The 25,151-nt window shown below is 67.4% G+C and carries 21 protein-coding genes; 6 read left to right on the top strand and 15 right to left on the bottom strand.

Annotated elements, in window-relative coordinates; genetic code table 11:
- Nucleotides 1-29: 29 nt before the first annotated feature.
- The 3 genes from Q9R39_RS07695 to Q9R39_RS07705 are packed head-to-tail and all read left to right on the top strand — an operon-like array spanning nucleotide 30 to nucleotide 3,691.
- Nucleotides 30-1,223: a M24 family metallopeptidase gene (locus Q9R39_RS07695; RefSeq protein ID WP_010840779.1), complete on the top strand. Its 1,194-nt coding sequence runs from the start codon at nucleotides 30-32 to the stop codon at nucleotides 1,221-1,223.
- Between the two features lie 24 nt (nucleotides 1,224-1,247).
- Nucleotides 1,248-2,486 carry a PLP-dependent aminotransferase family protein gene (locus Q9R39_RS07700; RefSeq protein WP_014928069.1) on the top strand — a complete coding sequence of 413 codons (1,239 nt, stop codon included), beginning with the start codon at nucleotides 1,248-1,250 and terminating at the stop codon, nucleotides 2,484-2,486.
- Nucleotides 2,483-3,691: a M20 family metallopeptidase gene (locus Q9R39_RS07705; RefSeq protein WP_311277280.1), complete on the top strand. Its 1,209-nt coding sequence runs from the start codon at nucleotides 2,483-2,485 to the stop codon at nucleotides 3,689-3,691. The genes Q9R39_RS07700 and Q9R39_RS07705 overlap by 4 nt, the downstream gene beginning before the upstream one ends.
- Here Q9R39_RS07705 and Q9R39_RS07710 read toward each other — a convergent pair.
- From Q9R39_RS07710 to Q9R39_RS07725, 4 genes are all read right to left on the bottom strand, one after another.
- Nucleotides 3,688-5,073, bottom strand: coding sequence for an MFS transporter (locus Q9R39_RS07710; RefSeq protein ID WP_058249838.1), 1,386 nt, complete (start codon nucleotides 5,071-5,073; stop codon nucleotides 3,688-3,690). The genes Q9R39_RS07705 and Q9R39_RS07710 overlap by 4 nt on opposite strands.
- A gap of 75 nt (nucleotides 5,074-5,148) precedes the next feature.
- The gene (locus tag Q9R39_RS07715) at nucleotides 5,149-5,937 is read right to left on the bottom strand and encodes a GntR family transcriptional regulator (protein WP_058249837.1); all 789 of its coding nucleotides are present in this window, start codon (nucleotides 5,935-5,937) and stop codon (nucleotides 5,149-5,151) included.
- Nucleotides 5,938-5,947: 10 nt separating this feature from the next.
- Nucleotides 5,948-6,484, bottom strand: a complete 537-nt coding sequence (locus Q9R39_RS07720) for a DUF3830 family protein (protein WP_165629617.1) — start codon at nucleotides 6,482-6,484, stop codon at nucleotides 5,948-5,950.
- Nucleotides 6,481-7,887, bottom strand: coding sequence for an amidase (locus tag Q9R39_RS07725; protein WP_211539609.1), 1,407 nt, complete (start codon nucleotides 7,885-7,887; stop codon nucleotides 6,481-6,483). The genes Q9R39_RS07720 and Q9R39_RS07725 overlap by 4 nt, the downstream gene beginning before the upstream one ends.
- 54 nt (nucleotides 7,888-7,941) lie before the next feature.
- Here Q9R39_RS07725 and Q9R39_RS07730 point away from each other — a divergent pair, with 54 nt between their 5' ends.
- On the top strand, nucleotides 7,942-8,694 hold the full coding sequence (locus tag Q9R39_RS07730) for a maleate cis-trans isomerase (protein WP_311277281.1): 753 nt from the start codon (nucleotides 7,942-7,944) through the stop codon (nucleotides 8,692-8,694).
- 717 nt (nucleotides 8,695-9,411) lie between these two features.
- Here Q9R39_RS07730 and Q9R39_RS07735 read toward each other — a convergent pair.
- From Q9R39_RS07735 to Q9R39_RS07780, 10 genes are all read right to left on the bottom strand, one after another.
- Entirely contained in the window at nucleotides 9,412-10,341 is a 930-nt protein-coding gene (locus Q9R39_RS07735; protein ID WP_311277282.1) for an aminoglycoside phosphotransferase family protein, read from the bottom strand.
- Complete coding sequence (locus Q9R39_RS07740) at nucleotides 10,338-11,042, bottom strand: response regulator (protein WP_311277283.1); 705 nt, start codon at nucleotides 11,040-11,042, stop codon at nucleotides 10,338-10,340. Before Q9R39_RS07740 ends, Q9R39_RS07735 begins: the two co-directional genes overlap by 4 nt.
- Nucleotides 11,039-13,588, bottom strand: coding sequence for a sensor histidine kinase KdpD (locus Q9R39_RS07745; RefSeq protein ID WP_311277284.1), 2,550 nt, complete (start codon nucleotides 13,586-13,588; stop codon nucleotides 11,039-11,041). Before Q9R39_RS07745 ends, Q9R39_RS07740 begins: the two co-directional genes overlap by 4 nt.
- Nucleotides 13,589-13,607: 19 nt before the next feature.
- Nucleotides 13,608-14,243 (bottom strand): potassium-transporting ATPase subunit C, encoded by a 636-nt coding sequence (locus Q9R39_RS07750; RefSeq protein ID WP_311277285.1) that lies wholly within the window; start codon nucleotides 14,241-14,243, stop codon nucleotides 13,608-13,610.
- A gap of 4 nt (nucleotides 14,244-14,247) precedes the next feature.
- Nucleotides 14,248-16,410, bottom strand: coding sequence for a potassium-transporting ATPase subunit KdpB (kdpB, locus tag Q9R39_RS07755; protein ID WP_396275647.1), 2,163 nt, complete (start codon nucleotides 16,408-16,410; stop codon nucleotides 14,248-14,250).
- Nucleotides 16,407-18,212 (bottom strand): potassium-transporting ATPase subunit KdpA, encoded by a 1,806-nt coding sequence (gene kdpA / locus Q9R39_RS07760; protein WP_311277286.1) that lies wholly within the window; start codon nucleotides 18,210-18,212, stop codon nucleotides 16,407-16,409. The genes kdpB and kdpA overlap by 4 nt, the downstream gene beginning before the upstream one ends.
- 4 nt (nucleotides 18,213-18,216) lie before the next feature.
- Entirely contained in the window at nucleotides 18,217-18,315 is a 99-nt protein-coding gene (locus Q9R39_RS07765; RefSeq protein ID WP_083229393.1) for a potassium-transporting ATPase subunit F, read from the bottom strand.
- Nucleotides 18,316-18,556: 241 nt separating this feature from the next.
- Nucleotides 18,557-18,952, bottom strand: coding sequence for a PPOX class F420-dependent oxidoreductase (locus Q9R39_RS07770; RefSeq protein ID WP_311277287.1), 396 nt, complete (start codon nucleotides 18,950-18,952; stop codon nucleotides 18,557-18,559).
- Nucleotides 18,949-19,695, bottom strand: a complete 747-nt coding sequence (locus Q9R39_RS07775) for an Asp/Glu/hydantoin racemase (protein ID WP_311277288.1) — start codon at nucleotides 19,693-19,695, stop codon at nucleotides 18,949-18,951. The genes Q9R39_RS07770 and Q9R39_RS07775 overlap by 4 nt, the downstream gene beginning before the upstream one ends.
- Nucleotides 19,696-19,724: 29 nt before the next feature.
- The gene (locus Q9R39_RS07780; protein ID WP_311277289.1) at nucleotides 19,725-20,330 is read right to left on the bottom strand and encodes a DNA-3-methyladenine glycosylase I; all 606 of its coding nucleotides are present in this window, start codon (nucleotides 20,328-20,330) and stop codon (nucleotides 19,725-19,727) included.
- A 255-nt stretch (nucleotides 20,331-20,585) separates the two neighbouring features.
- Between Q9R39_RS07780 and sigK the strand changes: the two genes are divergently transcribed.
- On the top strand, nucleotides 20,586-21,140 hold the full coding sequence (gene sigK, locus Q9R39_RS07785) for an ECF RNA polymerase sigma factor SigK (RefSeq protein WP_058249824.1): 555 nt from the start codon (nucleotides 20,586-20,588) through the stop codon (nucleotides 21,138-21,140).
- Between the two features lie 328 nt (nucleotides 21,141-21,468).
- Nucleotides 21,469-23,706, top strand: coding sequence for an NADP-dependent isocitrate dehydrogenase (locus Q9R39_RS07790; RefSeq protein ID WP_311277290.1), 2,238 nt, complete (start codon nucleotides 21,469-21,471; stop codon nucleotides 23,704-23,706).
- A 325-nt stretch (nucleotides 23,707-24,031) separates the two neighbouring features.
- Here the strand turns inward: Q9R39_RS07790 and Q9R39_RS07795 are convergent, their stop codons facing one another.
- On the bottom strand, nucleotides 24,032-24,985 hold the full coding sequence (locus tag Q9R39_RS07795; protein WP_311277291.1) for an adenylate/guanylate cyclase domain-containing protein: 954 nt from the start codon (nucleotides 24,983-24,985) through the stop codon (nucleotides 24,032-24,034).
- Nucleotides 24,986-25,151 lie beyond the last annotated feature (166 nt).

Here is a 25,151-nt window from a genome sequence, read left to right on the forward strand (position 1 = left end):
GGGTTCAGACAGGCAGGAGCGAGAAAACCATGTACCTGGGTGCTCAGCTGTTCACCGACAGCGAGTACGAGCAGCGCCTGACCCGTGTCCGTGAGCTCATGGACCGTCAGGGTCTGTCGGCGATCATCGTCACCGATCCGGCCAACATCTTCTACCTGATCGGCTACAACGCCTGGTCGTTCTACACCCCGCAGATGCTGTTCGTGCCGATCGACGGCGAGATGGTCTTCTACGCTCGCGAGATGGATGCGCATGGCGCACACCGGACGACGTGGTTGCCGGCCGATCAGATCGTCGGCTATCCGGAGAGCTATGTGCACCGTCCGCACCTGCACCCGTTCGACTGGGTCGCCTGGTCACTGCGCCAGCGACACCTCATCGCACCGGCGTCCAACACCGGGTCGGTGGGTCTGGAGATGGACTCACACTTCTTCTCCCCCAAGGCCTACCGCGCTCTGTTCAACGCGATCCCGGAGTGGAAGCTCGTCGACAGCTTCGAGCTCGTCAACTGGGTGCGCTCGGTCAAATCCGACGCCGAGGTGCAGCTGATGCGCCAGGCCGGAATGGTGTGCTCGAAGGCGATGCGCGCCGCCATCGACACCATCGACATCGGTGTCCGGCAATGCGATGCGGCCGCGGCCATCTCGCAAGCGCAGATCACCGGCACCCCGGAGTACGGCGGTGACTATCCGGCGATCGTCCCGATGATGCCCACCGGCGCGGCGGCCGACACCCCGCACCTCACCTGGCACCAGGGCACTTTCGTCGAGAACGAGGCAGTCGTCATCGAATTGACCGGTGCACACAACCGCTATCACTGCCCGCTCGCCCGAACCGTGTCGCTCGGCACCCCGAGCAAGGACCTCGACTACGTCGCCAAGGCCACCGCCGAGGGACTGGACAATGTGCTCGAGGCCATCAAACCGGGCGTGGCCACGCGCGAACTCGCGTCCACGTGGAACTGGACGCTCGCGAAGTACGGCCTCGAGAAGCCCTCGCGGCTGGGCTACTCGATCGGCATCGGGTATCCGCCCGACTGGGGCGAGCGCACCATCAGCATCCGCAGTGAGGACGAGTCGGTGCTCGAGACCAACATGACGTTTCACATCGTCTGCGGAATGTGGATGGACAACTATGGTTTCGAGCTGTCCGAGTCGGTTCGCGTCAGCCCGACCGGCGTCGAGACCTTCACCGACTTCCCCCGCGAACTGATCCAGAAGTAGCCACAGAGAGACGAGGTGAAGAAAGTGACCACAACCGAAACCGCCTATCAGACCCGGCATTCGGCACCAACACTACCGTTGGCGGGCCGTGCCAAGGACCTGGTCGGTTCGATGATCGATTCGTCGACCTCGCTGCTGGCCGCTCAGTCGCACGACATCGTGCGCTTCGCGATGGGCTCCCCGGCGGACGAGGCGGTGCCGGCCGACGAGTTCCGTCAGATCGCCGGTGAGATCCTGGACAACTCGTCGTTCACCTACGGGGCCACCGAGGGCGAACCACGGCTGCTGCAACTCCTCGTCGACTATCTCGCCACGACTCCCGACCCGTCCACCCTGGATCGGCTGGTCATCACCACTGGTGGGATGCAGGGACTCGACCTCGCCTGCAAGCTGTTCGTCGACCCCGGCGATCTGGTCGTCGTGGAGTCCCCCACGTACACCAACGGCAGCGCCACCGCGCTGTCGTATGGCGCGCAGCTGCTCGAGGTCCCCGTCGACGACGACGGTATGCAGGTCGACCAGCTGGAGGCGCTCGTCGCGCGCACCCGTCAGACGCCCAAGGCGATCTACACCATCCCCACGTTCCAGAATCCGTCCGGCGTCACCATGTCCGAGGAACGACGCCGCGAACTGCTACGGCTGGCGCACACCTGGGGTTCGGTCGTCATCGACGACGATCCGTACGGGCTGTTGCGGTTCGCCGGCACCGACATCCCGACCTTCCAGACCCTGAGCCCCGGCGATCCGCTGATCTTCTCCGTGCGCACCTTCTCCAAGATCCTCGCCCCGGGCTGGCGGGTCGGCTGGGTCGATGCGGATCCGTCGCTGCGCCAGCTGTTGATCAACGGCAAGCAGGCGATGGACACGTGCACCAACGTGCCCAATCAGCACATCGTCGCCGAGTACATCGCCCGCGGCGGTCTCGAGGACCACCTCGCCGGGATCCGGGTGCTGTACCGAGAGCGCAAGAACGCCATGCTCGACGCCATCGCGCGTCATCTGGGCGATCGCGTGGTGACCACGAACCCCGAGGGCGGGTTCTTCCTGTGGGTCACGTTGCGCGAGGAATTCGCCGAGATCGACACCCGGGAGCTCTTCGAGATCGCGCTCGCCGACGGTGTGGCGTTCATCCCCGGCCCCGCGCTGTCGCCGGGCGGACGCTTCCGGAACTCGATGCGCCTCTGCTTCGCATCGAGCACCCCGGAGCGGATCGACGAGGGTGTCCGGCGTCTCACGGCCAGTCTTGAGAAGATGGTCGGGTGAGTGGTGAACCAGACCTGACCGCAGCCGAGTCCGCAGTGCTCGGCTTCATCGACGAGGCCGCCATCACCTCGCTCACCTCGGCCCTGGTCGAGGCGCCCAGCGAGAACCCCGGCGGCACCGAGTCGGCCGCAGTCGCGGTCCTCGAGAATGCCTGCCGCACGCTCGGTTTCGACGTCACGACGCACGAAGTGTCCCCGGGGCGACCCAATCTCGTCGCCACCGTGCGCGCCGGGACAGCACCAGGGCTGATGTTCCTCGGACATTCGGATGTGGTCCCGGCGGGCCCGAATTGGTCGGCCGATCCGTACACGGTCCGTATCCGCGACGGCCGGATCTACGGCCGCGGTGCCACCGACATGAAGGGCGGACTCGCCGCCGTCGTCGCGGCGATGAGCGCCCTCTGCCGGGCCGGCGAGGCCGGCATCGAACTCTCCGGACCGGTCCGCCTGGTGTGCACGGTCGACGAGGAGGAACACGGAACCGGCGTGCGGGACTTCGTGGGCCGTCCCGCCGACCACGAGTTCCTCGGTTGCGTGGTGGCCGAACCCACCGACATGCAGGTGGTCCGGGGCTGCCGGGGCGCGTCGTACATCGAGATCGAGGTGACCGGACGCGCGGCTCATTCCGGACGTCCCACCGATGGTCGCAGCGCCATCGACGCCGCGGCCGCCGTCGTCGACATCATCCGCGCCGACGGTGGACGGCTGGCCGAGACGGCCGACGACCTGCTCGGTCACGGCACCTGGAATGTCGGCACCATCACAGGCGGACAGGGCATCTCGGTGGTGGCACCGGGTTGTTCGCTCGGCATCGACCGGCGCCTGATGCCCGATGAGGACCCGCACCGGATCGCCGACGATCTGCGAAGAGCGATCAGCGACAGAGGAATCGACACCGACGGCATCAGCGTCGACGTCCGGGTGACCATGGAGATGCCCGGTTTCGCGACGGAAGCCACGCACCCGCTCGTCACCACAGCGGTCGGTGCGGTCACCGATGCCGGGGCGGACACCTCGGTCGGCGGCTGGACTGCCGCCTGCGACGGTGGCTTCGTCAGCCGCGACCTCGGTGTCCCGTCGATCGTTCTCGGTCCGGGCAACATCAACACCGACGCCCACCAACCGGACGAGTCGGTGGCCATCGCCGACCTGGTCATCGCGGCGAGAGCCTACGCCCTCGCCGCGATGCGGCTGCTGGGCCCCTAGTTCACCTTCTGCTTCTGCAGCGCCGTGAAATCGTTCTCGAGACTGGGGATCTCGGTACCGCGCAGCGAGGCACCGGCGGTCTCCTTGAGGAAGCAAAGGGCGACCATGCCGATGGCGCAGGCACCCATCATGTAGACCGCGGGGAACAGGTTCCAGTCGGTGCTCTCGACCACCGCATCGTTGACCAGCGGCGCGGTTCCGCCGAATGCCGCGGTCGCGACGTTGTAGGAGATCGCGAAACCGGCATAGCGGACCTGGGTCGGGAACATCGCCGGGAAGGTGGCCGAGATGGTCGCCAGCTGGGGGATGTACAGCACACCCAGGATGACGAATGCCACGATGGCCCAGGCGAATCCCTGCCCCATCAGCCAGTAGAGCGGCAGCGCGAGGACGAACAGGCCGATCAGCGAACCCCACCACATGGGTTTGCGGCCGGTCGAGTCCGACCACCATCCGAAGAACGGGATCAGCAGCATCATCACGAGCTGGCCGATGAGGTTGACGACGCTGGCCGAGGTCTCGGACAGATCGATGGTGTTCTGCAGGTAGGTCGGCTGGTAGGCCAGCAGTGTGTAGTTGGCCACGTTGAGCGCGATCACCAGACCGAACATGGTGATGATCGGACGCCGGTAGTTGACCAGCAGATCCTTGAACCGGGTCCAGGCCGAGCCCTTGATCTCGTTGTCCTGCTCGAGTTCCTGGAACACCGGCGTGTCTTCCATCTGCGACCGCAGGTACAGCCCGATCAGGCCCATCGGCAGCGCGAGCAGGAACGGGATGCGCCATCCCCACTGATCCATCTGGCTGTCGGACAACGCCAATTGCAGCAGGAGGACGAAGAGTGTGCCGCCGCAGAAACCGGCCAGGGTGCCGAATTCGAGGAACGAGCCGTACTTTCCGCGCTTGTTGTCGGGCGCGTACTCGGCCATGAACGTTGCGGCACCACCGTATTCGCCGCCGGTCGAGAAACCCTGGATGACACGGAGCAGGATGAGCAGGACGGGCGCCCAGAACCCGATCGACGCATGCGTCGGCAACAGGCCGATCAGTGCGGTCGCGCCGGAGATGAGCAGGATCGTCATCGCCAGAACCGATTTGCGGCCGATGCGGTCGCCGATCGGTCCCCAAACCATACCGCCGAGGGGCCGCAAGACGAAGGAGATCGCGAAACCCAGCATGGTGCCGACGGTTCCGAACTCCCCCGGGAAAAACGCCTGCGTCAGGTAGACCGAGGCCGCGGCGTAGACGCCGTAGTCATACCACTCGGTCGCGTTGCCGATCGCCGAGGCGCCGATGGCCTTGCGGAGAAGTCTCTTGCCCTCTGGTGAGTTCGGGTCTGGTGCGAGCTGCTCGTAACTGTCTGCTGTCGTCGTGTCGCTCATCTGCGCTTCCTGAGTCGTGGGGCCGCTGAGGGTCGATCTCGTAGCTGCGATCGGTGGACCCGGGGCCGCGGGCGATCAGCCCCTCGCCACCTGCAGGTTCACGGCGTCCTCGCCGTTCCCGAGCAGGCGACGCAACCCGTCGGCCATGTGCTCGATCATCAGAGCATCGGCCGCCGCGGCGTCTCCCGCGGCAATGGCGTCCACCAACGCCTGGTGTTCGTCGATCCGGTCCTTTCCCGAGGAGTACGTCCCTCGCATGGCTCGCAGACACATTCGCGTCTCCACGAGGATCGTCTCGTGCAACCGCGAAAGTCGTTGACTTCCAGCATATTCCACCAAGGTCTGGTGAAAGGCCATGTCGGCCTCGGCCATCCCCGCACCGTTCGGCTCGTCGACGAAGACGCGCATCGCGTCGACCGCGCCGCCCAGTGCCTCCACCGCCTCCCGCTCGCGGTGCGCGATCACCTGTTGCACAGCAGCGCGTTCCACCGCAGTGCGGGCGACGTACATGTCCCGGATGTCGTCCTCTTCCATCGAGACGACGAACAAGCCGCGGTTACGGTGGCTGACCAGCAGTCCTTCCGCGGTCAGGCGCTGCATGGCCTCGCGCAGCGGACCACGACTGACGCCCAGATCGGCCGCCAGCCCCGACTCCGTCAACTGCGAGCCGGGTGCGAAGTCCCCGTTTGCGATCGCATCGTGCAACTTACGCGCGATGATCGCCGGTGTCGATTCCTGAACCAGCGGCGACAGCACCCGCCGACGTGGCGATTTGTCCTGTTTCGCCTGGTCGACGACGGTTCGATTCGTCCCCGGGTCCTGTGGACCCGGCGTCTTCGCCCCCACCTTCATGGTCACCGTCATTCCCTCTTTCTTACCGTGAATGGCGCGCGTAAGTCAGTGTTTCCCCGCGCGCGCCGCCCATCCAGACGTCATTGCAGGCTGCGGCGAAGTCGTCCAGACCCTCGATGATCGTGGCGAACACATTGCCCGGCACCCATCCGACGTCACCGTTGACCAGCAGATTGTTGCGGCCGTAGAACACTGCGAGGTCGATGAGGAGCCGGTGCTCGGCGGGGGCCGAGCCGAGCTCGTAGCCATACGCCGGGTTCTCGAGCACCCCGTCGAAGGTGAAGTAACACAGGTCGCCCGGGATGGGCGTGATGGTGGTGTTCTCCATGCCCGGTTCGGTCGCGGAGAAGGCCGGCAGTAGAGTGTAGATCTCGTTGCGGGCGAACTTTCCGTGAAACACCTGACCGCCCAGCGGCAATGCGTCCCAGACCGCAGCTGCGGTGCGAGGCGCCTCGGCATCGAGCATCCGGGCGACCGCCGTGACCCCGCGCTTCTCCAATGTCACGGTGATGAACCGGTCATGTCGGGCCGCGGGGCCGGTTCGCTGTTCGTCGGTCACGCGCGGTCTCCCAACATCGTGAAGCCGGCGGCCGCCTCGTACGCTGCCGCGACGCGCAACACCGTCGCGTCGTGATGCCGAGCACCGACGAACTGCGCGCCGGTCGGCAGACCATCGGCGAATCCACTCGGCACGGTGATCGCCGGCTGACCGGTGAGATTGAACGGGTAGCTGTAGGGAGTCCAGGATGTCCAGTCGGGCGACCCCGCCCCGTCCGGGACGATACGACCGGCCTCGAATGCCACCGTCGGCATCGACGGCGTCAGCAGGACGTCGAATTCCTCATGGAGCAGGCTCATCTGGGTACCCATCTCCATCCGTAGCGCGGTTGCGCTGACGAAATCGGTCGCAGTGAAACCGGAATGCCGTTCCACCGCGTCGATCAGCAGCGGGTCCACGTGTTCGGCCGCGTGCGGTCCGAGCCCGCGGACGACGACGTCGGCACCCGCGAACCAGATGACGTGGTAGGCCCAGGCCGGGTCCTCCCATCCGAGATCGACCTTCTCCACGGTCGCCCCGAGCTGTTCCAGTACCGACGCCACCCGGTCGGTGTTGGCCTGTACGCCTGGGTCGTTGGTGCCGAAGCCGAGATCGGCGCTGTAGCCGACACGCAGATCGGCGAGGTCGCGAACGTCGGCGACCGCGGTGACCGCACTGGTTGTCGGCGACGGCAGTGCGGACCAGTCACGGGGATCGAACCCGCTCAGGACATCCAGCAGCGCAGCGCAATCCGACACCGTCCGCGTCATCGGACCGACGTGGGCCACCGGCGCGAACGGGCTCGGCGGATACATGGGCACCCGGCCGAGTGTCGGCTTGAACCCGACGACGCCGCAGTAGGCGGCCGGTATCCGGATGGAACCGCCACCATCGGTGCCGACCGACAGCGGACCCAAGCCGGCCGCGAGCGCCGCGGCACTGCCTCCGCTCGACCCGCCCGACGTACGCGAGGTGTCCCACGGATTGCGGGTGACGCCCGTGCGCGGACTGTCGGTGACGCCTTTCCATCCGAATTCCGGTGTGGTGACCTTTCCGAGCAGGACCGCACCAGCCTCACGCAGACGTGCCACCGCGGGAGCGTCGATGTCCCACACCATCTGATCGGGCTCGATCATCAGCGAGCCGCGCAACGTCGGCCATCCGGCGGTCAGCAACAGGTCCTTGATCGAGACCGGAACGCCGTCGAGCGGGCCACGGGGTGTCCCGGCGGCGAATCGCTCAGTGGACTCCCGGGCCTCGGCGCACGTGCGTTCGCGGTCGATGAGGCAGAACGCATTGATGGACGGATCGACGTCATCGATGGCGTCGAGCAGTTCCGCCGCCACCGAATCCGGCGTCAGCTCGCCGGTACGGTAGGCCTCGGCCAGTTCCGTGGCGCTGAGCCACCGCGTGGCGTCCGTCATGCGCCCCCTCGAAAGATTGGTAGATTGTTGACAATCTACCTTGGAGGTGTGGGCGTGACAACCACCGTCGCGATGCTCTACCCCGGCCACGCGGCCGAGGACGACTTCGCACTGATCGAGGCCGCGATCGGCGCTGTCGAGCCCCACTCCGAGGTCCGATTGCCGGTCGTGATCACCGAGGTGGACTCCGACGACCACACCGTCCAGGCCATGACTGCGGTCGGCGAGCAGGACCGCCTCTTCGACGGCGTGCGGCGAGCGCAGGCCCACCACCCATCGGCGCTGATGTGGGCGTGCACCTCGGGCAGCTTCGTCTACGGTTTCGACGGTGCCCGACGCCAGGCCGCCGATGTCGCCGGAAAGTCCGGCCGTCCGGCGTCGTCGACGTCACTGGCCTTCGCCGCGGCCTGCCGGCATCTCGGTCTGTCACAGGTCGCGATCGCCGCCACCTATCCGGAACCACTGGCGAGTCGCTTCACCGGGTTTCTCGCCGACGCGGGTGTCGAGGTGGTGGCCCTGCGCGCCAACGACATCGGGACGGCGACCGAGGCCGGGATGTTCGACGGCGACGGATTGTTCGAGATGCTGTCGGCCGCCGATTCCACATCGGCACAGGCAATCCTGGTCCCCGACACCGCGTTACACACCGCGATGTGGGTCGTCGACCTCGAAGCCAAGTTCGGCAAACCCGTGCTGACCGCGAATCAGGTCACCGCGTGGGAGGGACTCCGACTCACCGGGCTCACGGTCGACGTTCCCCGACTCGGGAGCTTGTTCACCTCTCCGCCCGGCCCACCCACTGGTTGAGGGGTGTCCCCACCCGCTGGTTGAGGGTGTCCCTACCCGCTGGTTGAGCCGGCCCCGAGCGGAGCGAGGCGCCGTGCCGAAACCACTCACCGGTCTCGTCAGAGTGTGTCCCCTACCCCTTGGTTGAGGGATGCCCCTACCCGCTGGTTGAGGGGTGTCCCCGCTCGCTGGTTGAGCCGGCCCCGAGCGGAGCGAGGCGCCGAGTCGAAACCACCTGGTAACCAGACAAACCCGTAAAGACCTCGGCCCTTGTTCGACCAACCCGAAAGCGCCGCAAATGCGTACGTCGAGTTGATGTCGTCGCGGAGGCGTAGCCCGACAAGCTGGCGTGTCACGCCGGCAGGCCGAAATCCAGAGACAGTCCGGAATGACGCCGGCCTGATTGTCGGCAGTTGAGTTTCTCGGGTCACCAGGTGGTTTCGACACGGCGACTCGCCTAGCGGCTCGTTGCCGGCTCAACCAGCGGAGGGGGTGCCGGCTCAACCAGCGGAGGGGGCCGGCTCAACCAGCGGAGGGGGGTGCCGCCTCAACCAGCGGAGCGGGGTGCCGCCTCAACCAGCGGAGCGGGGTGCCGCCTCAACCAGCGGAGGGGGGTGCCGCCTCAACCAGCGGAGGGGGGTGCCGGCTCAACCAGCGAGACGTGCTGGCTCAACCAGCGGAGGGAGGGCTCCTCGACCTCGACGCGCTGTCAACGAGAATCGGCGCACGGTCGACGGATCAGTCGATCACCGCTTTCGCGACGGTGATGCAGGTGGTGATCCACTCCCGGTCGGCCGGTCGGAGCGGGCGCGACGCGCGGTCGGCGTCCTCGATCGCCCAGTGCGCGTTGAGGATCATCCGGACGATGACCCAGTCGCGGGCCCGGTCCGGATCGAGGTCCGCCGCATCGGTGATGGTGTAGAAGCGGCGGCGGATGTCGTACCGAACGTCGGATACGCGCGGGCCGAGGCGATTCCACAGCATGGGGGCGAGTTCGTAGTGCGCATCCCCCGACATCGGGCTGGGGTCGATGGCGACCCATCGGCCGTCGGCATCGGCGAGGACGTTCTCGTGGTGCAGGTCGCCGTGCACGATGACACCCACCGTGGCCGTGTCGGCCAGGAAGTCCCGGCCGACGGACAGCGCCTGCTCGACGAACCGTCGCGGTACCGGCGCGTCCCGCGGGATGCCGGCCAGGCTGTCGAGCCAGCGCTCGAGGTGGGTGGTGAGGACCGCCAGACGCCCCGGCGCGGGGACGTGCAACCGGCCGTAGAGACCAGCGACCACCAGGCATGCTTCGTCATCGTCGACGGTGGTCAGATCGCGCCGCGTCAGTCGTTCGAGGAGGGTCGCGCGACGACGCGGATCGGCGCGCAACATGCGTACCGCTCCGCGACCGTGCCAATGTTGCAGTCCCAGTGCCTCTTGCGCGCCTTCGTCGTCACCGTCGAACGCCACCTTGAGGACCGCCCGCGCACCCTGCCGGTCGAGCACGGGAACGACGAGTGACTCGAACCCGTGCCACAACTCGTCGCCGTCACGACGCAATCCCCACTCGTCCAGGAGCGCCGAGACTGCGCCCGGTAGACGCGACAGCCAGTCCACCCACAGCGGACCGAGCGCGGCCTGCTCCGACAGACCGACCGGGATCTCCGACGCCGTGATCACGGTGCGCCGCGGACGAACCGGTAGCCCATTCCGGCCTCGGTCAGGAGGTGCTGCGGGTGCGCCGGGTCCTCCTCGAGTTTGCGTCGAAGACTCGCCAGGTAGACGCGCAGGTAGTTGCTCTGCCCCAGGTACCCCGGGCCCCACACCGTGGTCAGGATGTCACTCTGCGACACCAGTTTTCCCTCGTGACGCACCAGCATCTCCAGGATGCCCCACTCGGTCGGCGTCAGGTGGACCGGAACCTCCCCGCGCGCCACCTGTTTGGCGGCCAGATCCACGACGAAGGCACCCGCGTCCACGACCGGTGCTTCCGACGTCGCGTTCGACACGGCTCCGCGCCGTAGCGCAGCTCGCAGCCGGGCCAGGAACTCCTCCATGCCAAAGGGTTTGGTGACGTAGTCGTCGGCCCCCGAGTCCAGCGCGACGACCTTGTCGGCAGCGTCGGTGCGCGCCGACAGGACGATGACGGGCACCGTCGTCCATCCGCGCAGTCCCTCGAGAACCGTCAGACCGTCGATGTCGGGCAGGCCGAGATCGAGCACCACGACGTGCGGGTTCTCCCGCGCGGCCGCCGTCAGCGCCGCGGCCCCGGTGGCCGCGGTCGTCACCGCGAAGCCCCGCGCGTTGAGGTTGATCCGTAAGGCTCGCAACAACTGCGGTTCGTCGTCGACGACCAGGACCCGCGTCTTCTCGGCGCTCATCGAGTCGGCCCTTCGGTCTCGGCGTGCGTATCCTCGTCGGTCGCGGGCAGGTCGACGACCATGGTGGCGCCACCGCCCGGCGTGTCCTCGACGCTCAGCACGCCCCCGATTGCCGTGACGAATCCCCGCGCCACCGACAGCCCCAGGCCCACCCCCGACGACGCGCCGCTGGTGTCGCCATTCTGATGGAAGGGTACGAAGATCTGGTCTCGATCCACCATCGGGAGACCGGTTCCGTGGTCAACGACCCGGATCACGCATCGCGGCGGGTCGGCGGGGGTCAACCGGGCGGTGATCTCGACCTCCCCGCCGCCGTGTCGGCGCGCGTTGTCGATGAGGTTCGCCAGCGCACGCTCCAGCAGTCCGAAATCGGTATACGCCCAGGCATGTTCGAGATCGAAGACCGGGCCCGGTTGCCGGTCGGGTCGACCCGCCGTCACCGCGGCGCGATGCACGACCTCGGGGAGGAAGGTCCGCTGCCGCTGCGGCCGGACCGCCCCTGCCGCGAGCCGCGAGGAGTCCAGCAGGTTCCCCACCAGCGAGGTGAGGTGATCGACCGACTCGTCGACGGTCGCCAGCAGTTCCGCGGTGTCCTCGTCGCTGAAGGTGACGTCGTCACTGCGCAGGCTCGACACCGCCGCCTTCGCCGCGGCCAACGGCGTCCGCAGGTCGTGTCCGACCGCCGACAGCAGGGCCCGCCGTAGCTCGTCGGTGCGCGCGAGCGCGTCGGCCGTCGCCGCCTCGGCTTCGAGGGCGCGACGCTGCACGGCGCCCGCCGCCTGCCCGGCCACGGCCGACAGGACGCGACGATCCCGCGCCCCGAGCTTCGGCCCGCGCAGGAGCAGTTCGAACTCGTCACCCGGCACGACGCAGACGGTATCGGCGTCCTCTGGCGTCGTCGGCGGTGAGTCGCCCACCGCGGCCTCGACCGTCCGGCCGACCCGCGAGGTCCGCCGCACCACCGACACGGCCGACTGATCGTAGGTCTCCCGGAACCGATCCAGCAGCACCGGGACGTCGGCGCCGCCGAGCACGACGCTGGAGAACAGCGCGAGCAGTTCGGCCTCGCGGGCGGCGTCCTGCGCCTGTGCACGTCGAACGGTCGCCGAATCCACCAGCGCGGCAACCGCGATCGCGATCAACAGCATGACCAGGATGGTGATCAGATTGTCGGGCTGGCTGATCGTGAACGTGAACCTGGGATCGGTGAAGAAGTAGTTCAGCAGCAGGCCGGAGATGACCGCCGACAACGCGGCCGGCAGGATGCCACCGAGCATCGACACCGCCAGCACCGCAACGAAGTACAGCGCCGATTGGCTGGCGAAACCGAGCCACGGGTCGAGCAGCTGGAGCACCCCGGTCACGACGGCCGGAACCAGCACCGCGAAGACCCAGCTCAACGGCCGATGGAAGCGGGTGTCCCGAATGTCTAGTCGGGACCGCCGGGTCGTCTCGTCGTGGGTCACCATGTGCACGTCGATGCGGCCGCTCTCGCTCACCACGGCGGCGCCGACGCCTTCGTCGAAGATCCGCTGCCATCGCGGTCGGCGCGAGGTGCCGAGTACGAGCTGGGTGGCGTTGACGCCACGTGCGAAGTCCAGCAGCGTGTCCGGGATGTCGTCGCCGACGACGGTGTGGATTCGCGCCCCGAATCCCGTCGCGAGTTTCTTGAGCGCGGCGAGGTCCACGCCCGCACCGGTCAGCCCGTCGCCCCGGACCACATGGACGGCCAGCAGTTCGGCGCTCGACCGCGATGCGATCCGGCTCGCGCGGCGGAGCAGGGTCGGCGATTCGGCGCCACCGGTGACGGCCACCACGACCCGTTCACGCGCTTCCCAGGTCTCGGTGATGGAGTGCGCCGCACGATAATCCGCAAGCTTGTCGTCGACCTGGTCGGCGAGCCACAACAGCGCGAGCTCGCGCAGCGCGGTGAGGTTGCCCTGCCGGAAGTAGTTGGCCAGGGCACCGTCGACCCGCCCGTTCGGATAGACCTTGCCCGTGGACAGGCGCTGGCGCAACGCTTGCGGATCGATGTCGACGAGTTCGATCTCGTCGGCACCGCGCACGATGTCGTCGGGCACGGTCTCCCGTTGCACCACTCCGGTGATCTGGGCGACGACGTCGTTCAGACTCTCCAGATGCTGGATGTTGATCGTCGAGTAGACGTCGATCCCCGCGGCGAGCAACTCTTCGATGTCCTCCCACCGCTTCCGGTTTCGGAGCCCGGGGACATTCGTGTGGGCGAGCTCGTCGACCAGCACCACCTGCGGCCGGCGAGCCAGCACCGCCTCGAGATCCATGTCCTCCAACGGTGTCCCGCGGTAGGGGCGCCTGGTGCGCGGGACGACTTCCACACCTTCCGCGAGAGAGGCAGTCGCGACCCGACCGTGGGATTCGACGACCCCGATCACGACGTCCACACCCTCGTCGACAAGGGTTCTGGCCTGCGCGAGCATCTCGTAGGTCTTGCCGACGCCGGGCGCACAACCGAGGAACACCCGCAGCTTGCCGCGACCATCGTGGTGCCCGGTCGCCGCTGACGTCATCGGCCGAGTCTAACCGCGCTCACGGGGCGCGACAGCCGGGCGGCGCGTGCCCCAACGCGAGGTTCACCTCGAGGACGTTCACGCGGGGCTCACCGAGGAATCCGAACTGTCTGCCCTCGGTGTGCGCGTCGATGACCGCCTCGATCTCCGCGGGTGACCGACGGTTCTCGCGCGCGAGCCGGGCGACCTGTAGCCCGGCATAGGCGGGACTGATGTGCGGGTCGAGTCCCGACCCCGACCCGGTCACCGCGTCGGCGGGCACCTGCGCGGGTGTCACTCCCTCCCGTTCGGCGATCAGCGCGCGACGCGCGGTGACGTTGGTCAGCAGGACCTCGCTGTTGGGCCCCTGATTGGTCGCCGCGGACGCTGCCGGGTCCCCGGTCGCCATCGGCTCACCCGGGGCGCCCACGACCCGAGCATGCAGATACGGATCGGGCGCACCCGCTTCGACCTGCGGGTCGACACCGATCAGCGTCGAGCCGACCGCACATCCCGCGGTATCGAACACCCGCGAGCCCTCCGCCCCGTCGGTGTTCACGCGCGAGATCGCCCACACGGCAGCGGGATAGACGAGACCGAGGATGATCGTGAGACCGAGGATCATGCCCGCGGCGGCGACGCATTGCCGGACGAAGCCGGACCAGACTGTGTTCATGACGTCATCCCATTCCCGGAAGAAGACGAACGAGGAGATCGATCAGCCAGATACCGATGAACGGCGTGACCACCCCACCGATTCCGTAGACGAGTAGGTTGCGGCCCAACAACTTCGACGCCGAGTCTGGCCGGTAGCGCACGCCGCGCAACGACAGCGGGATGAGCGCCACGATGATCAGTGCGTTGAAGATCACCGCGGACACGATCGCCGACTGCGCCGAATGCAGGCCCATGATGTTCAGGGCGTCGAGTTGCGGATAGACGGCGGTGAACATCGCAGGCAGGATCGCGAAGTACTTCGCGAGGTCGTTGGCGAGCGAGAACGTCGTCAGGGCACCTCGGGTGATCAGCAACTGCTTGCCGATGCCGACGACCTCGATGAGTTTCGTCGGGTCGGAGTCGAGATCCACCATGTTGCCGGCTTCCTTGGCCGCCGAGGTCCCGGTGTTCATCGCGAGCCCCACGTCGGCCTGCGCCAGAGCGGGTGCGTCGTTGGTGCCGTCGCCGGTCATCGCGACGAGGCGCCCGGCGGCCTGCTCGGAGCGGATGAGATCCAGCTTCTGCTCGGGTGTGGCCTCGGCGAGGAAGTCGTCGACGCCGGCCTCGGTCGCGATGGCCCGGGCGGTGAGTGGGTTGTCGCCGGTGACCATCACGGTGCGGATGCCCATCGCGCGGAGCTGCGCGAACCGCGCTGTCATGCCGGGCTTCACCACATCGGACAGCGCGATCACGCCCATGACCCGCGCCTCTTCCCCGTCGGCGCGCACGCCGACCACGAGGGGTGTGCCACCCGCCGACGAGATCCGTTCCACGTCGGCGGCGACCGTGTCGTCGACAACGCCATTCCCGGCCGTGACCCACCGGGTGACCGCATCGGCGGCGCCCTTGCGGTATTCGACCGTGGTACCGCCGCTTGTCACACCATCGGCCCGGGAGTCCACGCCGCTCATCCGGGTCTGCGCGGTGAACGGGATGATCGTGTCGCTGACCGGACGGTCTGGGCCCGTCTCCGCGTCGGCGGCCACCCCGTACGCGGTCCGGCAGAGGTCGACGATGCTTCGTCCCTCGGGAGTGTCGTCGGCAAGGCTGCACCGGTGGGCGATCCGTGCCAGTTCCCCAACGGACACTCCCGGTGCCGGGGCCAGGTCGGTGGCACGACGATTGCCGTAGGTGATCGTCCCGGTCTTGTCCATCAGCAGGGTGTCGATGTCGCCGGCCGCCTCGACCGCGCGCCCCGACATGGCCAGGACGTTGCGCTGCACCAGTCGATCCATGCCGGCGATGCCGATCGAGCTGAGCAGGGCGCCGATGGTCGTCGGTATGAGGCACACCAGCAGCGCGATCAGTTTCACCGGGTCGGGTGACTGCCCGGCGTACTCCTGCATCGGTGCGACGGCGACGACCGCGAGGAGGAAGATCACCGTCAGGCTCGTCAGCAGGATGTCGAGCGCGATCTCGTTGGGAGTCTTCGTCCGCGCGGCGCCTTCGACGAGCGCGATCATCCGGTCGACGAAGGTCTCCCCCGGCGCCGTGGTGATCCGGACGACGATGCGGTCGGAGAGCACCACGGTGCCACCGGTGACCGCCGAGCGGTCGCCGCCGGATTCGCGGACGACCGGCGCCGACTCTCCGGTGATCGCCGACTCGTCCACGGTGGCGATCCCGTCGACGACGTCGCCGTCACCGGCGATGATCTCGCCGGTCTCGACCACGACGAGGTCCCCGATCCGCAGTTCGCTGCCGGCCACCTCGTCGGTGGCACCGGCGCCCGTGCGGTCGTCGCTGTCGCGCAGACGGCGGGCGATCGTGTCCCGCTTCACCTTTCGAAGACTGTCGGCCTGCGCCCGGCCACGTCCCTCGGCGACGGCTTCGGCGAGGTTGGCGAACAGCACGGTGAACCACAGCCAGGCGACGACGGTCCAGCTGAACCAGGATGGCCGCAGCATCGCGAGCAGGGTGGTGACGACGGCTCCGAGGAACACGACGAACATCACCGGGTTCCGGGCCTGATCGCGCGGGCTGAGCTTCCGCAGTGCCAGCGGCATCGACGTCACCAGCGAACGCACGTCGAAGGCGCCGCGCGACACCAGCGTCGGCTCGGGGTCGGTGGGATCCACGACGCCCGTCTTGTCAGGATCGTCGGTGGTGACGAGTTGTGTGGTCACAGCAGTGCCTCGGCAATCGGTCCCAGCGCCATGGCCGGGAAGAAGGTGAGACCGGCGACGAGCACGATGGTCGCGGTCAGAAGGAATCCGAACAGGAGTCCGGAGGTGGGCAGGGTCGAACGCGTCTCCGCCGCAACGTCATCGGTGGCGGTGTCGGCAGGGACGGTGAGAACCGCGGTCGACGCGCCGCCGACTCGGTCCCCGGTGGCGGCCGACGGTCGCGCGGGGTCCCCGGACAGGGCGTCACCGCCGCGCGGCGTCTGCCGGGCGAGCAGCCCGGCCAGCGCGAGCACCAGCACGATGGGCAGGAAACGGCCCAGGAGCATGGCCATGCCGAGCGAGGTCTGGAACCAGTCACCGGTCACCGTGAGTCCGCCGAACGCACTGCCGTTGTTGTTCGCCGCCGATGCGTATGCGTACAGGACTTCGGTGAACCCGTGGATCGAGCCCGGAGTGCCCGGCTCTCCGCTGTTGCCCTGCGCCTGCGTCGTCGATCCCAGGATCATGGAGATCCCGGTGCCGATCAGCACGAGCGCCGGCATCACCAGCACGTACAGCGCGGCCATGGTGATCTCGTGCTGTCCCATGCGTTTACCGAGGAAGGTGGGCGAGCGCCCGACGAGCAGACCACCGATGAAGACGGTGATCATCGCCATCACGAGGATGCCGTACAGACCCGATCCCACACCGCCGGGTGCGACCTCACCGAGCAGCATGTTCCACAGGACGGCGCCGCCGCCGACCGCCGAGAAACTGTCGTGCGCGGAGTTCACCGCGCCGGTCGACGTGCCGGTCGTCGACACCGCGAACAGCGCCGATCCGGGGATGCCGAACCGGACTTCCTTGCCTTCCATCATCCCCCCGGCGGCCGCGGAAGCGCTTCCGGGGGTGCGGCTCTCGAAGATCCACACGAGCGTGAGCATCAGCGACCAGATCGCGGCCATCACGCCGAGCAGCGTCAGTCCCTGCCGGCGGTCGCCGACCATCCTTCCGTAGGTGCGCGTCAGGCAGACCGGGATCAACAGGAGTGCGGCCATCTCCAGCAGGTTCGACAAAGGCGTCGGGTTGGAGAACGGGTGTGCCGAGTTCGCCGACAGTGTCCCGCCGCCGTTGGTGCCGAGTTCCTTGATGGCCTCCTGCGAGGCGAACGGGCCGAGCATGCTCCGCGCGTCGGCACCGTCGAGAGTGGTCCAACCGAACCCGGTGTGCCAGGACTGCACCAGCCCCTGGGTGATCAGCAGTGTCGCGAGGACGAGGCTGAGCGGCAACAGGATTCGGACCGATCCGCGCACCAGGTCCACCCAGAAGTTCCCGATCTCGCCGGTTCCGCGGCGGCTCACGATCCCGCGGATGACCGCGATCGCAACCGCCAGTCCCACCGCTGCCGAAACGAAGTTCTGGACGGCGAGGCCGAGCATCTGTGTCAGGTTGCTCATCACCACTTCGGGCGAGAAGGACTGCCAGTTGGTGTTGCTGACGAAGGAGATCGCGGTGTTGAACGCCATCGACGGGGCCACACCGGATTTTCCGTCGGACCACGGCAACACCCCCTGCAGACGCTGCAGCAGGTAGACGACGAGGAACGAGATCAGCGAAAAGGCCAGCACTGCAAGGGCGTAACCCACCCAGGTCTGCTGGCGGCGGGGGTCCACCCGCGCCATCCGGTAGAGGACGCGCTCGACGAGAAGGTCCTTCTCACCGGTGTAGACGCGTGCCATGTGATCGCCCAGGGGGACGTAGGCAACGGCAAGGATGACGACCAGCGCGGCCACCTGCAGCAGTCCCGCAACAGTTGTGTTCACGCCGTCAGAACCTCTCCGGGAACACCAGCGCGACGAGCAGGAACACCACGGTCGCGGCGGCGAGAGCCAGCAGCACGACGTTGGTCACCCCGTCCGCGGTCACGATCTGGTCCGCACATCGAGGGCCCGCACCGCCAGCACACACAGGGCGAACCCTGCGAGGGCCGGCAGCACGTACACGAGATCCGCCACGCAGTCACTCTCCGATCACATCGACGTCCACCACTCGGTGGCCACGTCGAAGGATCACGCAGCCCGACGGGCCGCGAAAGAGCTCTTAACGCATTCCATACGCGGTTCGCGTCATTGTTGACGCCGCGTTGACATCCGCGCGCTTCTGACCTTTACGCCGTAGGCGTGATGACGATCCCCACGCTGCCGTGATCGCCCCGGCGGAGCTTGCTGCCGAGCATGGTGATCTTGCCGAGGAGTCCGTACTTGTCGGTGATGGCCTTCTTGACGCGACCGCTGTCCGCGGCGTCGAGCACCTCGGCGGTACCGCTGACGGGTGCGCCGAAAGTCTTGTGGCCCCGGACGTCACAGGCCTGCACGACGACGCGCGGATCGCGTCGCAGACGCTTGACCTTCCACGAATCCGCGACGGTCCACATGACGAGCTGGTCGCCGTCGAGCGCCGCCCACAGCGGCGAGGTCACCGCAGTGCCGTCCTTGCGGTAGGTCGTCAGATTCACGTACTTGGCGGTGCCTGCTTCGCCGAATGTCGCCGCGCTCGAGGTCATGCGGCAATGCTACGGGCAAACAGTGTCTGCGCATGGCCGTCCGACGGGCCGGCGGGCCCGTTGATCTCACCGAGAACCCCGGCGTCGCACAGGGTCGCCCAGGCGGTGACCTGGTTCGCCGACAGGACCGGCTTGCCGAGTTCGGCTTCGAGGCCGGCGAGGATGTCGTAGGTCCACAGATTGGTGCAGGACACGAAGATCGCGTCGGCGTCGGGGTGGTCCGCCGCGCGGATGAGGTCCGCGGTCACGTGGTACGGAATGGTCCAGATCTCGGAGTTGCGCCCGAGGCCCGCCTGGGCGACGACGCTCCGGCCGGACTCGGCGAGGAAATCGCACAGCAGACCGGTGAGGGACGCCGTGTACGGCGTGGCGACCGAGAGCGTGCCGACGTTCAGCGCATCGAGGGCGCGGATCAGGGCCTCGGACGTCGTCACCGCCCGGTCGGCGCCGGCCGCGAGCATGCAGTTCGAGATCTCGAGCGCACCGGCCATCCCGTAAACGAAGCTGCCGGATGCGCAGGCGTAACCGAAGGCGCGCGGCCCGACCGACGAGACGGCCCGCACGGCGGCGGCGATCTCGGCGTGGTTGTTCAGGTCGCGGCACAGTTCCACGTCCACGGGCGCGTCGATGAAACCGGTGCGGGTGAAGTACAGCGACACCGAATCCGGCATCCACCGCCACAGCTCGCGATCGAGAGCCATGTCGAACGGGCACACCATCCCGATGCCGATTTGGGCCGTCATGCAGGGATGATGGCACATTGTCGGATTGTCTACAATTTGTGCGGGCTCGCCTTGCGCAGCGCCGCTTCCACGTCCTCGCGGATCACGCAGCCGTAGGCGTGGTCGTTGACCATTCCCGTCGCCTGCATGAGGGCGAACATCGTGGTCGGACCGACGAATCGCCAGCCGCGCTTCTTCAGGTCCTTCGACAGAGCGAGCGACTCGGGCGAGGTCGTCATCGAACCCGGCACGTGGTCCCCGGCGGGGGCATACTTCCAGAGATAGGACTCCAGCGACCCCTGCTCGTCGATCAGCTCAACGGCCCGGCGCGCATTGTTGATCGATGCCTCGATCTTGCCGCGGTGTCGGATGATGCCGGCGTCGGCGAGCAGCCTGGCGACGTCGGCGTCGGTAAAGCGTGCCACGCGCTCGATGTCGAATCCGGCGAACGCGGCCCGGAAATTCTCCCGCTTGATCAGAATCGTCCGCCAGCTCAGCCCGGACTGGAAACCCTCGAGGCAGACGCGCTCGAACAGCGCCGTGTCGCCGGCGATCGGGAATCCCCACTCCGTGTCGTGGTAGGTGGTCTCCGGCTCACGCGTCGCCCACAGGCAACGCGCTCGACCGTCGGCGATCGTTATGGTGTCGTCAGGCATGCACGCCCCTCTCGTCGCGAGGAGGCTACTCCGCGACACCGACATCCCAGCTCACCGGCGATTCGGAGGGCGCGAGCGCCGCCGTTATCTCCTCGTTACCAAGTATTGCGAAAGCGTCCCGTTGTGTGTCGCGATGATCACTTTTCGCAGCGCGGGGCCTAGCGTTGGACACATCGCAACTCGGCCACTCGGCGCAATGCCGCCCGACGTGAGCCCCGAGAGCGGGACAATCCATCTGCGGCAAGGAGCTTCGTGATGAAAGACACCGAACTGAGCACTCTCCTCGCCCGGGTGGCCACCGGCGACATGGACGCGTTCGCGCAGTTCTACGACGCTACGTGCGACCGGGTCTACGGCATGACGCTGCGGGTCCTCCGCGATCCGGGTTACAGCGAGGAGGCCACCCAGGAGACGTTCCTGGCGGTCTGGCGCAATGCCGACGCCTACGATCCCGCGTCCGGCTCCGCACTGTCGTGGATTCTCACTCTCGCGCATCGTCGCGCGGTCGATCGCGTGCGCTCCGAGTCGGCGGCGACCCGCCGGACCGTCGCCTACGGCATCGCCGACACCGGTCGCGAGGTCGACGAGGTCAGCGAATCGGTGGAGCGACGCGAGATCGCCCGCCTGATCCACACCGGCCTGGAAACCCTCACCCCGCTGCAGCGCCAGGCGATCGAGCTCGCCTACTTCCATGGGCTCACCTACCGCGAGGTCGCCGAGCATCTCGACGTCGCCCTGCCGACCGTCAAGTCCCGCATCCGGGACGGCCTGATCAGACTCCGGCAGACCGTGCCGGTTCGCGTCGCCTGACACCACCCGCGCCCAGCCCCACCGTCCCGACCGACCCCGCTCGACGGCGATCACCCGCCAACCGAGTGGGGTCGACTCATGTCGGCACCCCGGACCAACCGACTGTGGCGTCGACCACACAAATTTTGGGACGCAGGCCAGGTCACAGCCGTTACCACCTGGCGTTCGACGCGAATCCACCGACCACGTCTCCCGCCGCCCGGCCCGGACAGGCAAAATCATGGGTGGATGTCACGCGAGTCCATCCCCGTCGTGATATCGGTAAAACCGGACCCACAAGGCCGAACACACAAACGCGTCGACCAAGACAGAATCGAGAACACATCGCATGAGTGCCGAACAGCCGACCATCATCTACACGCTGACCGACGAGGCACCCATGCTCGCCACTCACGCGTTTCTGCCGGTCGTGCGCACGTTCGCCGGAGCGGCCGGGATCGCCGTCGAGACCAGCGACATCTCCGTCGCGGCTCGCATCCTCGCCGAGTTCTCCGACCTCCTGCCCGATGACCAGAAGGTCACCGACAACCTGGGCGAGCTCGGCAAGCTGACCCAGAAGTCCGACACCAACATCATCAAGCTCCCCAACATCTCCGCGTCGGTCCCCCAGCTGCTCGCCGCCATCAAAGAGCTCCAGGGCAAGGGTTACGACCTGCCCGACTTCCCGGGCAACCCGAAGACCGACGAGGAGCGCGCGATTCGCGACCGGTACACCAAGTGCCTCGGTAGCGCCGTGAACCCCGTTCTGCGCGAAGGCAACTCGGACCGTCGAGCACCGAAGGCGGTCAAGGAGTACGCGAAGAAGCACCCGCACAGCATGGGTGAGTGGTCGATGGCTTCGCGCACCCACGTCGCCCACATGCGCGAAGGCGACTTCTACCACGGCGAGAAGTCGATGACCGTCTCCGGCGACCGCAAGGTCAAGATGGAGCTGATCACCGACTCCGGCGAGACCCTCGTGCTCAAGCCCGAGGTCACGCTGACCGACGGTGACGTCATCGACAGCATGTTCATGAGCAAGAAGGCCCTGATCAAGTTCTACGAGGAACAGATCGACGACGCCTACAAGACCGGCGTGATGTTCTCGCTGCACGTCAAGGCCACCATGATGCGCGTCTCGCACCCCATCGTCTTCGGGCACGCGGTCAAGGTCTTCTACCGCGAGGCCTTCGACAAGCACGGCGAACTCTTCGACGAGCTCGGCGTCAACGTCAACAACGGGCTGTCGGATCTCTACAGCAAGATCGAGTCGCTGCCCAGCGCGCAGCGCGAGGAGATCATCGACGACCTGCACAAGTGCCACGAGCATCGCCCCGAGCTGGCGATGGTCGACTCGGCCCGCGGCATCACCAACTTCCACTCCCCCAGCGACGTCATCGTCGACGCCTCGATGCCGGCAATGATCCGCGCGGGCGGCAAGATGTACGGCGCCGACGGCCGGCTCAAGGACACCAAGGCCGTCAACCCGGAGTCGACCTTCTCCCGCATCTACCAGGAGATGATCAACTTCTGTAAGACCAACGGGCAGTTCGATCCCACGACGATGGGCACGGTGCCCAACGTCGGCCTGATGGCGCAGAAAGCCGAGGAGTACGGCTCGCACGACAAGACCTTCGAGGTTCCCGCGGGCGGCACCGCCAACATCACCGATCTGGAGACCGGCGAGGTGCTGCTCACCCAGACCGTCGAAGAGGGCGACATCTGGCGTCTGTGCATCGTCAAGGACGCGCCCATCCAGGACTGGATCAAGCTGGCCGTGAACCGGTGCCGCGATTCCGGGATGCCGGTGCTCTTCTGGCTCGACCCGTACCGCCCGCATGAGAACGAGCTGATCAAGAAGGTCCACAAGTACCTGCCGGATCACGACACCGAGGGCCTCGACATCCAGATCATGTCGCAGGTCCGCGCCATGCGGTACACCCTCGAGCGCGTCGTCCGCGGCCTGGACACCATCTCGGCGACGGGCAACATCCTGCGCGACTACCTGACCGACCTGTTCCCGATCCTGGAACTCGGCACCAGCGCCAAGATGCTGTCGATCGTCCCACTGATGGCCGGCGGCGGACTCTACGAGACCGGCGCGGGCGGCTCGGCACCGAAGCACGTCAAGCAGCTCATCGAGGAGAACCACCTCCGCTGGGACTCGCTCGGCGAGTTCCTCGCGCTCGCGGTGAGCCTCGAGGACGTGGGCAAGAAGTTCGACGACAAGCGCGCCGTTCTCCTCGCGAAGGCCCTCGACACCGCCACCGGCAAGCTGCTCGAGAACGACAAGGGACCGTCGCGCAAGACCGGCGAACTCGACAACCGCGGCAGCCAGTTCTACCTGGCGCTCTACTGGGCTCAGGAACTCGCCGCGCAGACCGAGGACGACGACCTCGCGAAGCACTTCTCGTCGCTGGCCGAAACCCTCGCGGCCAACGAGGACAAGATCGTCGAAGAGCTGAACGCGGTACAGGGCGAGCAGGTCGACATCGGCGGCTACTACTACCCCGACTGGGACAAGACCGCCGCCGTCATGCGTCCGAGTACGACGTTCAACGAGGCTCTCGCGAGCGCGCAGCGCTGAGGTGAAGTCGGCGTGGGTCTCGAGTGAGGCCCACGCCGACTCATGAGGCCATTCGAACTGGATCAGATACTGGCCGCAGATGCCCGTCGCGTCAACAACATTCGGCCCGTGGAGTAGTGCGTGCGATCGACAAGATCCTCGAGGGGTGGGAGCCGCAGCCGGGGTTGACCAGTCGTGCGGTGGTCACGGCCCGTCGTGCGCCCATCGTGCGTGTCGGCGGGCACAGGCAACGCGTCTATCGGCCCGTAAAGCTCGGCGCGGCCGCACGTAGTCCTCTCGATCTCTTCGGCGTACACACGCTGCTAGCAAACAGGTCGAGGATCGGTCAGTCGGAGTAGCGGGGCACGACGGCGAACACCTCGATGTCGCGCGGTACCCCCTTGGCGCGGAATCGTCGACGACGAGTGGCGTACCGATCGGCGCCGGCGGCCTCGACGGTCGCTCCGCTGGCCAACAGCTCACCGGCTCCCGCGGCTGCCGCGACCCGAGCGGCGACGTTCACATCGACACCGAGGAAATCGTCGCCGACCGCCCGCGGTTCGCCGGTGTGAAGACCGGCTCGCAGCTGTGGCCGGTAGTCCCCGACCGTCAGGGCACTCACGGCGACGATCACCTCGTGACCGGCCTCGATCGCCTCGACACCGTCGATGAACACGGCCATCGTCCCGTCGCCGAGATGTTTGACGATACGTCCGCCGCGACTGCGCACGATGTTCTCGGTGACGCCGTTGACGTCGCGCAGGAGTTGAAGGACCTGGTCGTCTCCGGCATGCAGGGCCCACGTCGAGAATCCGACGAGATCGGTGAACAAGATGGTGGCGGGGACTGGGGTGCGACCGGATCGACGCCGTCGCGTGGTCACCAACGCCTGCCACACCTGGATCGATGCGAGGCCGAGCTCTCGTATGGCACTGGGTTTCTCGGGCCGGGACTCGCTGATGAGGCGTGCCACGCGGTCGGATGCACGCGGCCCGGTGATCGGGTTCTCGTCGTGCGGGATCAGATCTCGTGCGGCGCGAGCCGCCTTGACGACCCCGGCGCGGGAGTCGGTGCGGGCCAGCAGGTCGGCCATCCGGCGCCCGGGTCCGGGACGGCCGGAATCATCGCGTCGGACGGGAAGCCGGTCGCCCCGACGACGGGTCGACCCACCGGTCCTATCGTTCGCTGCGGAGGGTTCGTCCGGGCCGTCCGCGGCGGATGTCGCATCGTCGCCGGTCGGACCGGGATCCGGGAGACCGTCGCGGTCGCGGTCACGTGTCGAGTCGTCGGCTCCGGTCACGCCTCGAGTCTAGTGGCCCCGCTCATCGCGAGACCGACACCGCCGCGCCCTCGGGCCGCCGCAGACCGCGACCCCGTCTCGGACGCCGTCCGAGACGATCCCGGCATCGATGTCACCGCGGACGCCACGGTCCGCTGGGGCGGGCCCGTCATAACCCCCACGTGAT

It is taken from the genome of Gordonia sp. AC31 (assembly GCF_031844505.1).
GTDB lineage: Bacteria > Actinomycetota > Actinomycetes > Mycobacteriales > Mycobacteriaceae > Gordonia > Gordonia hongkongensis.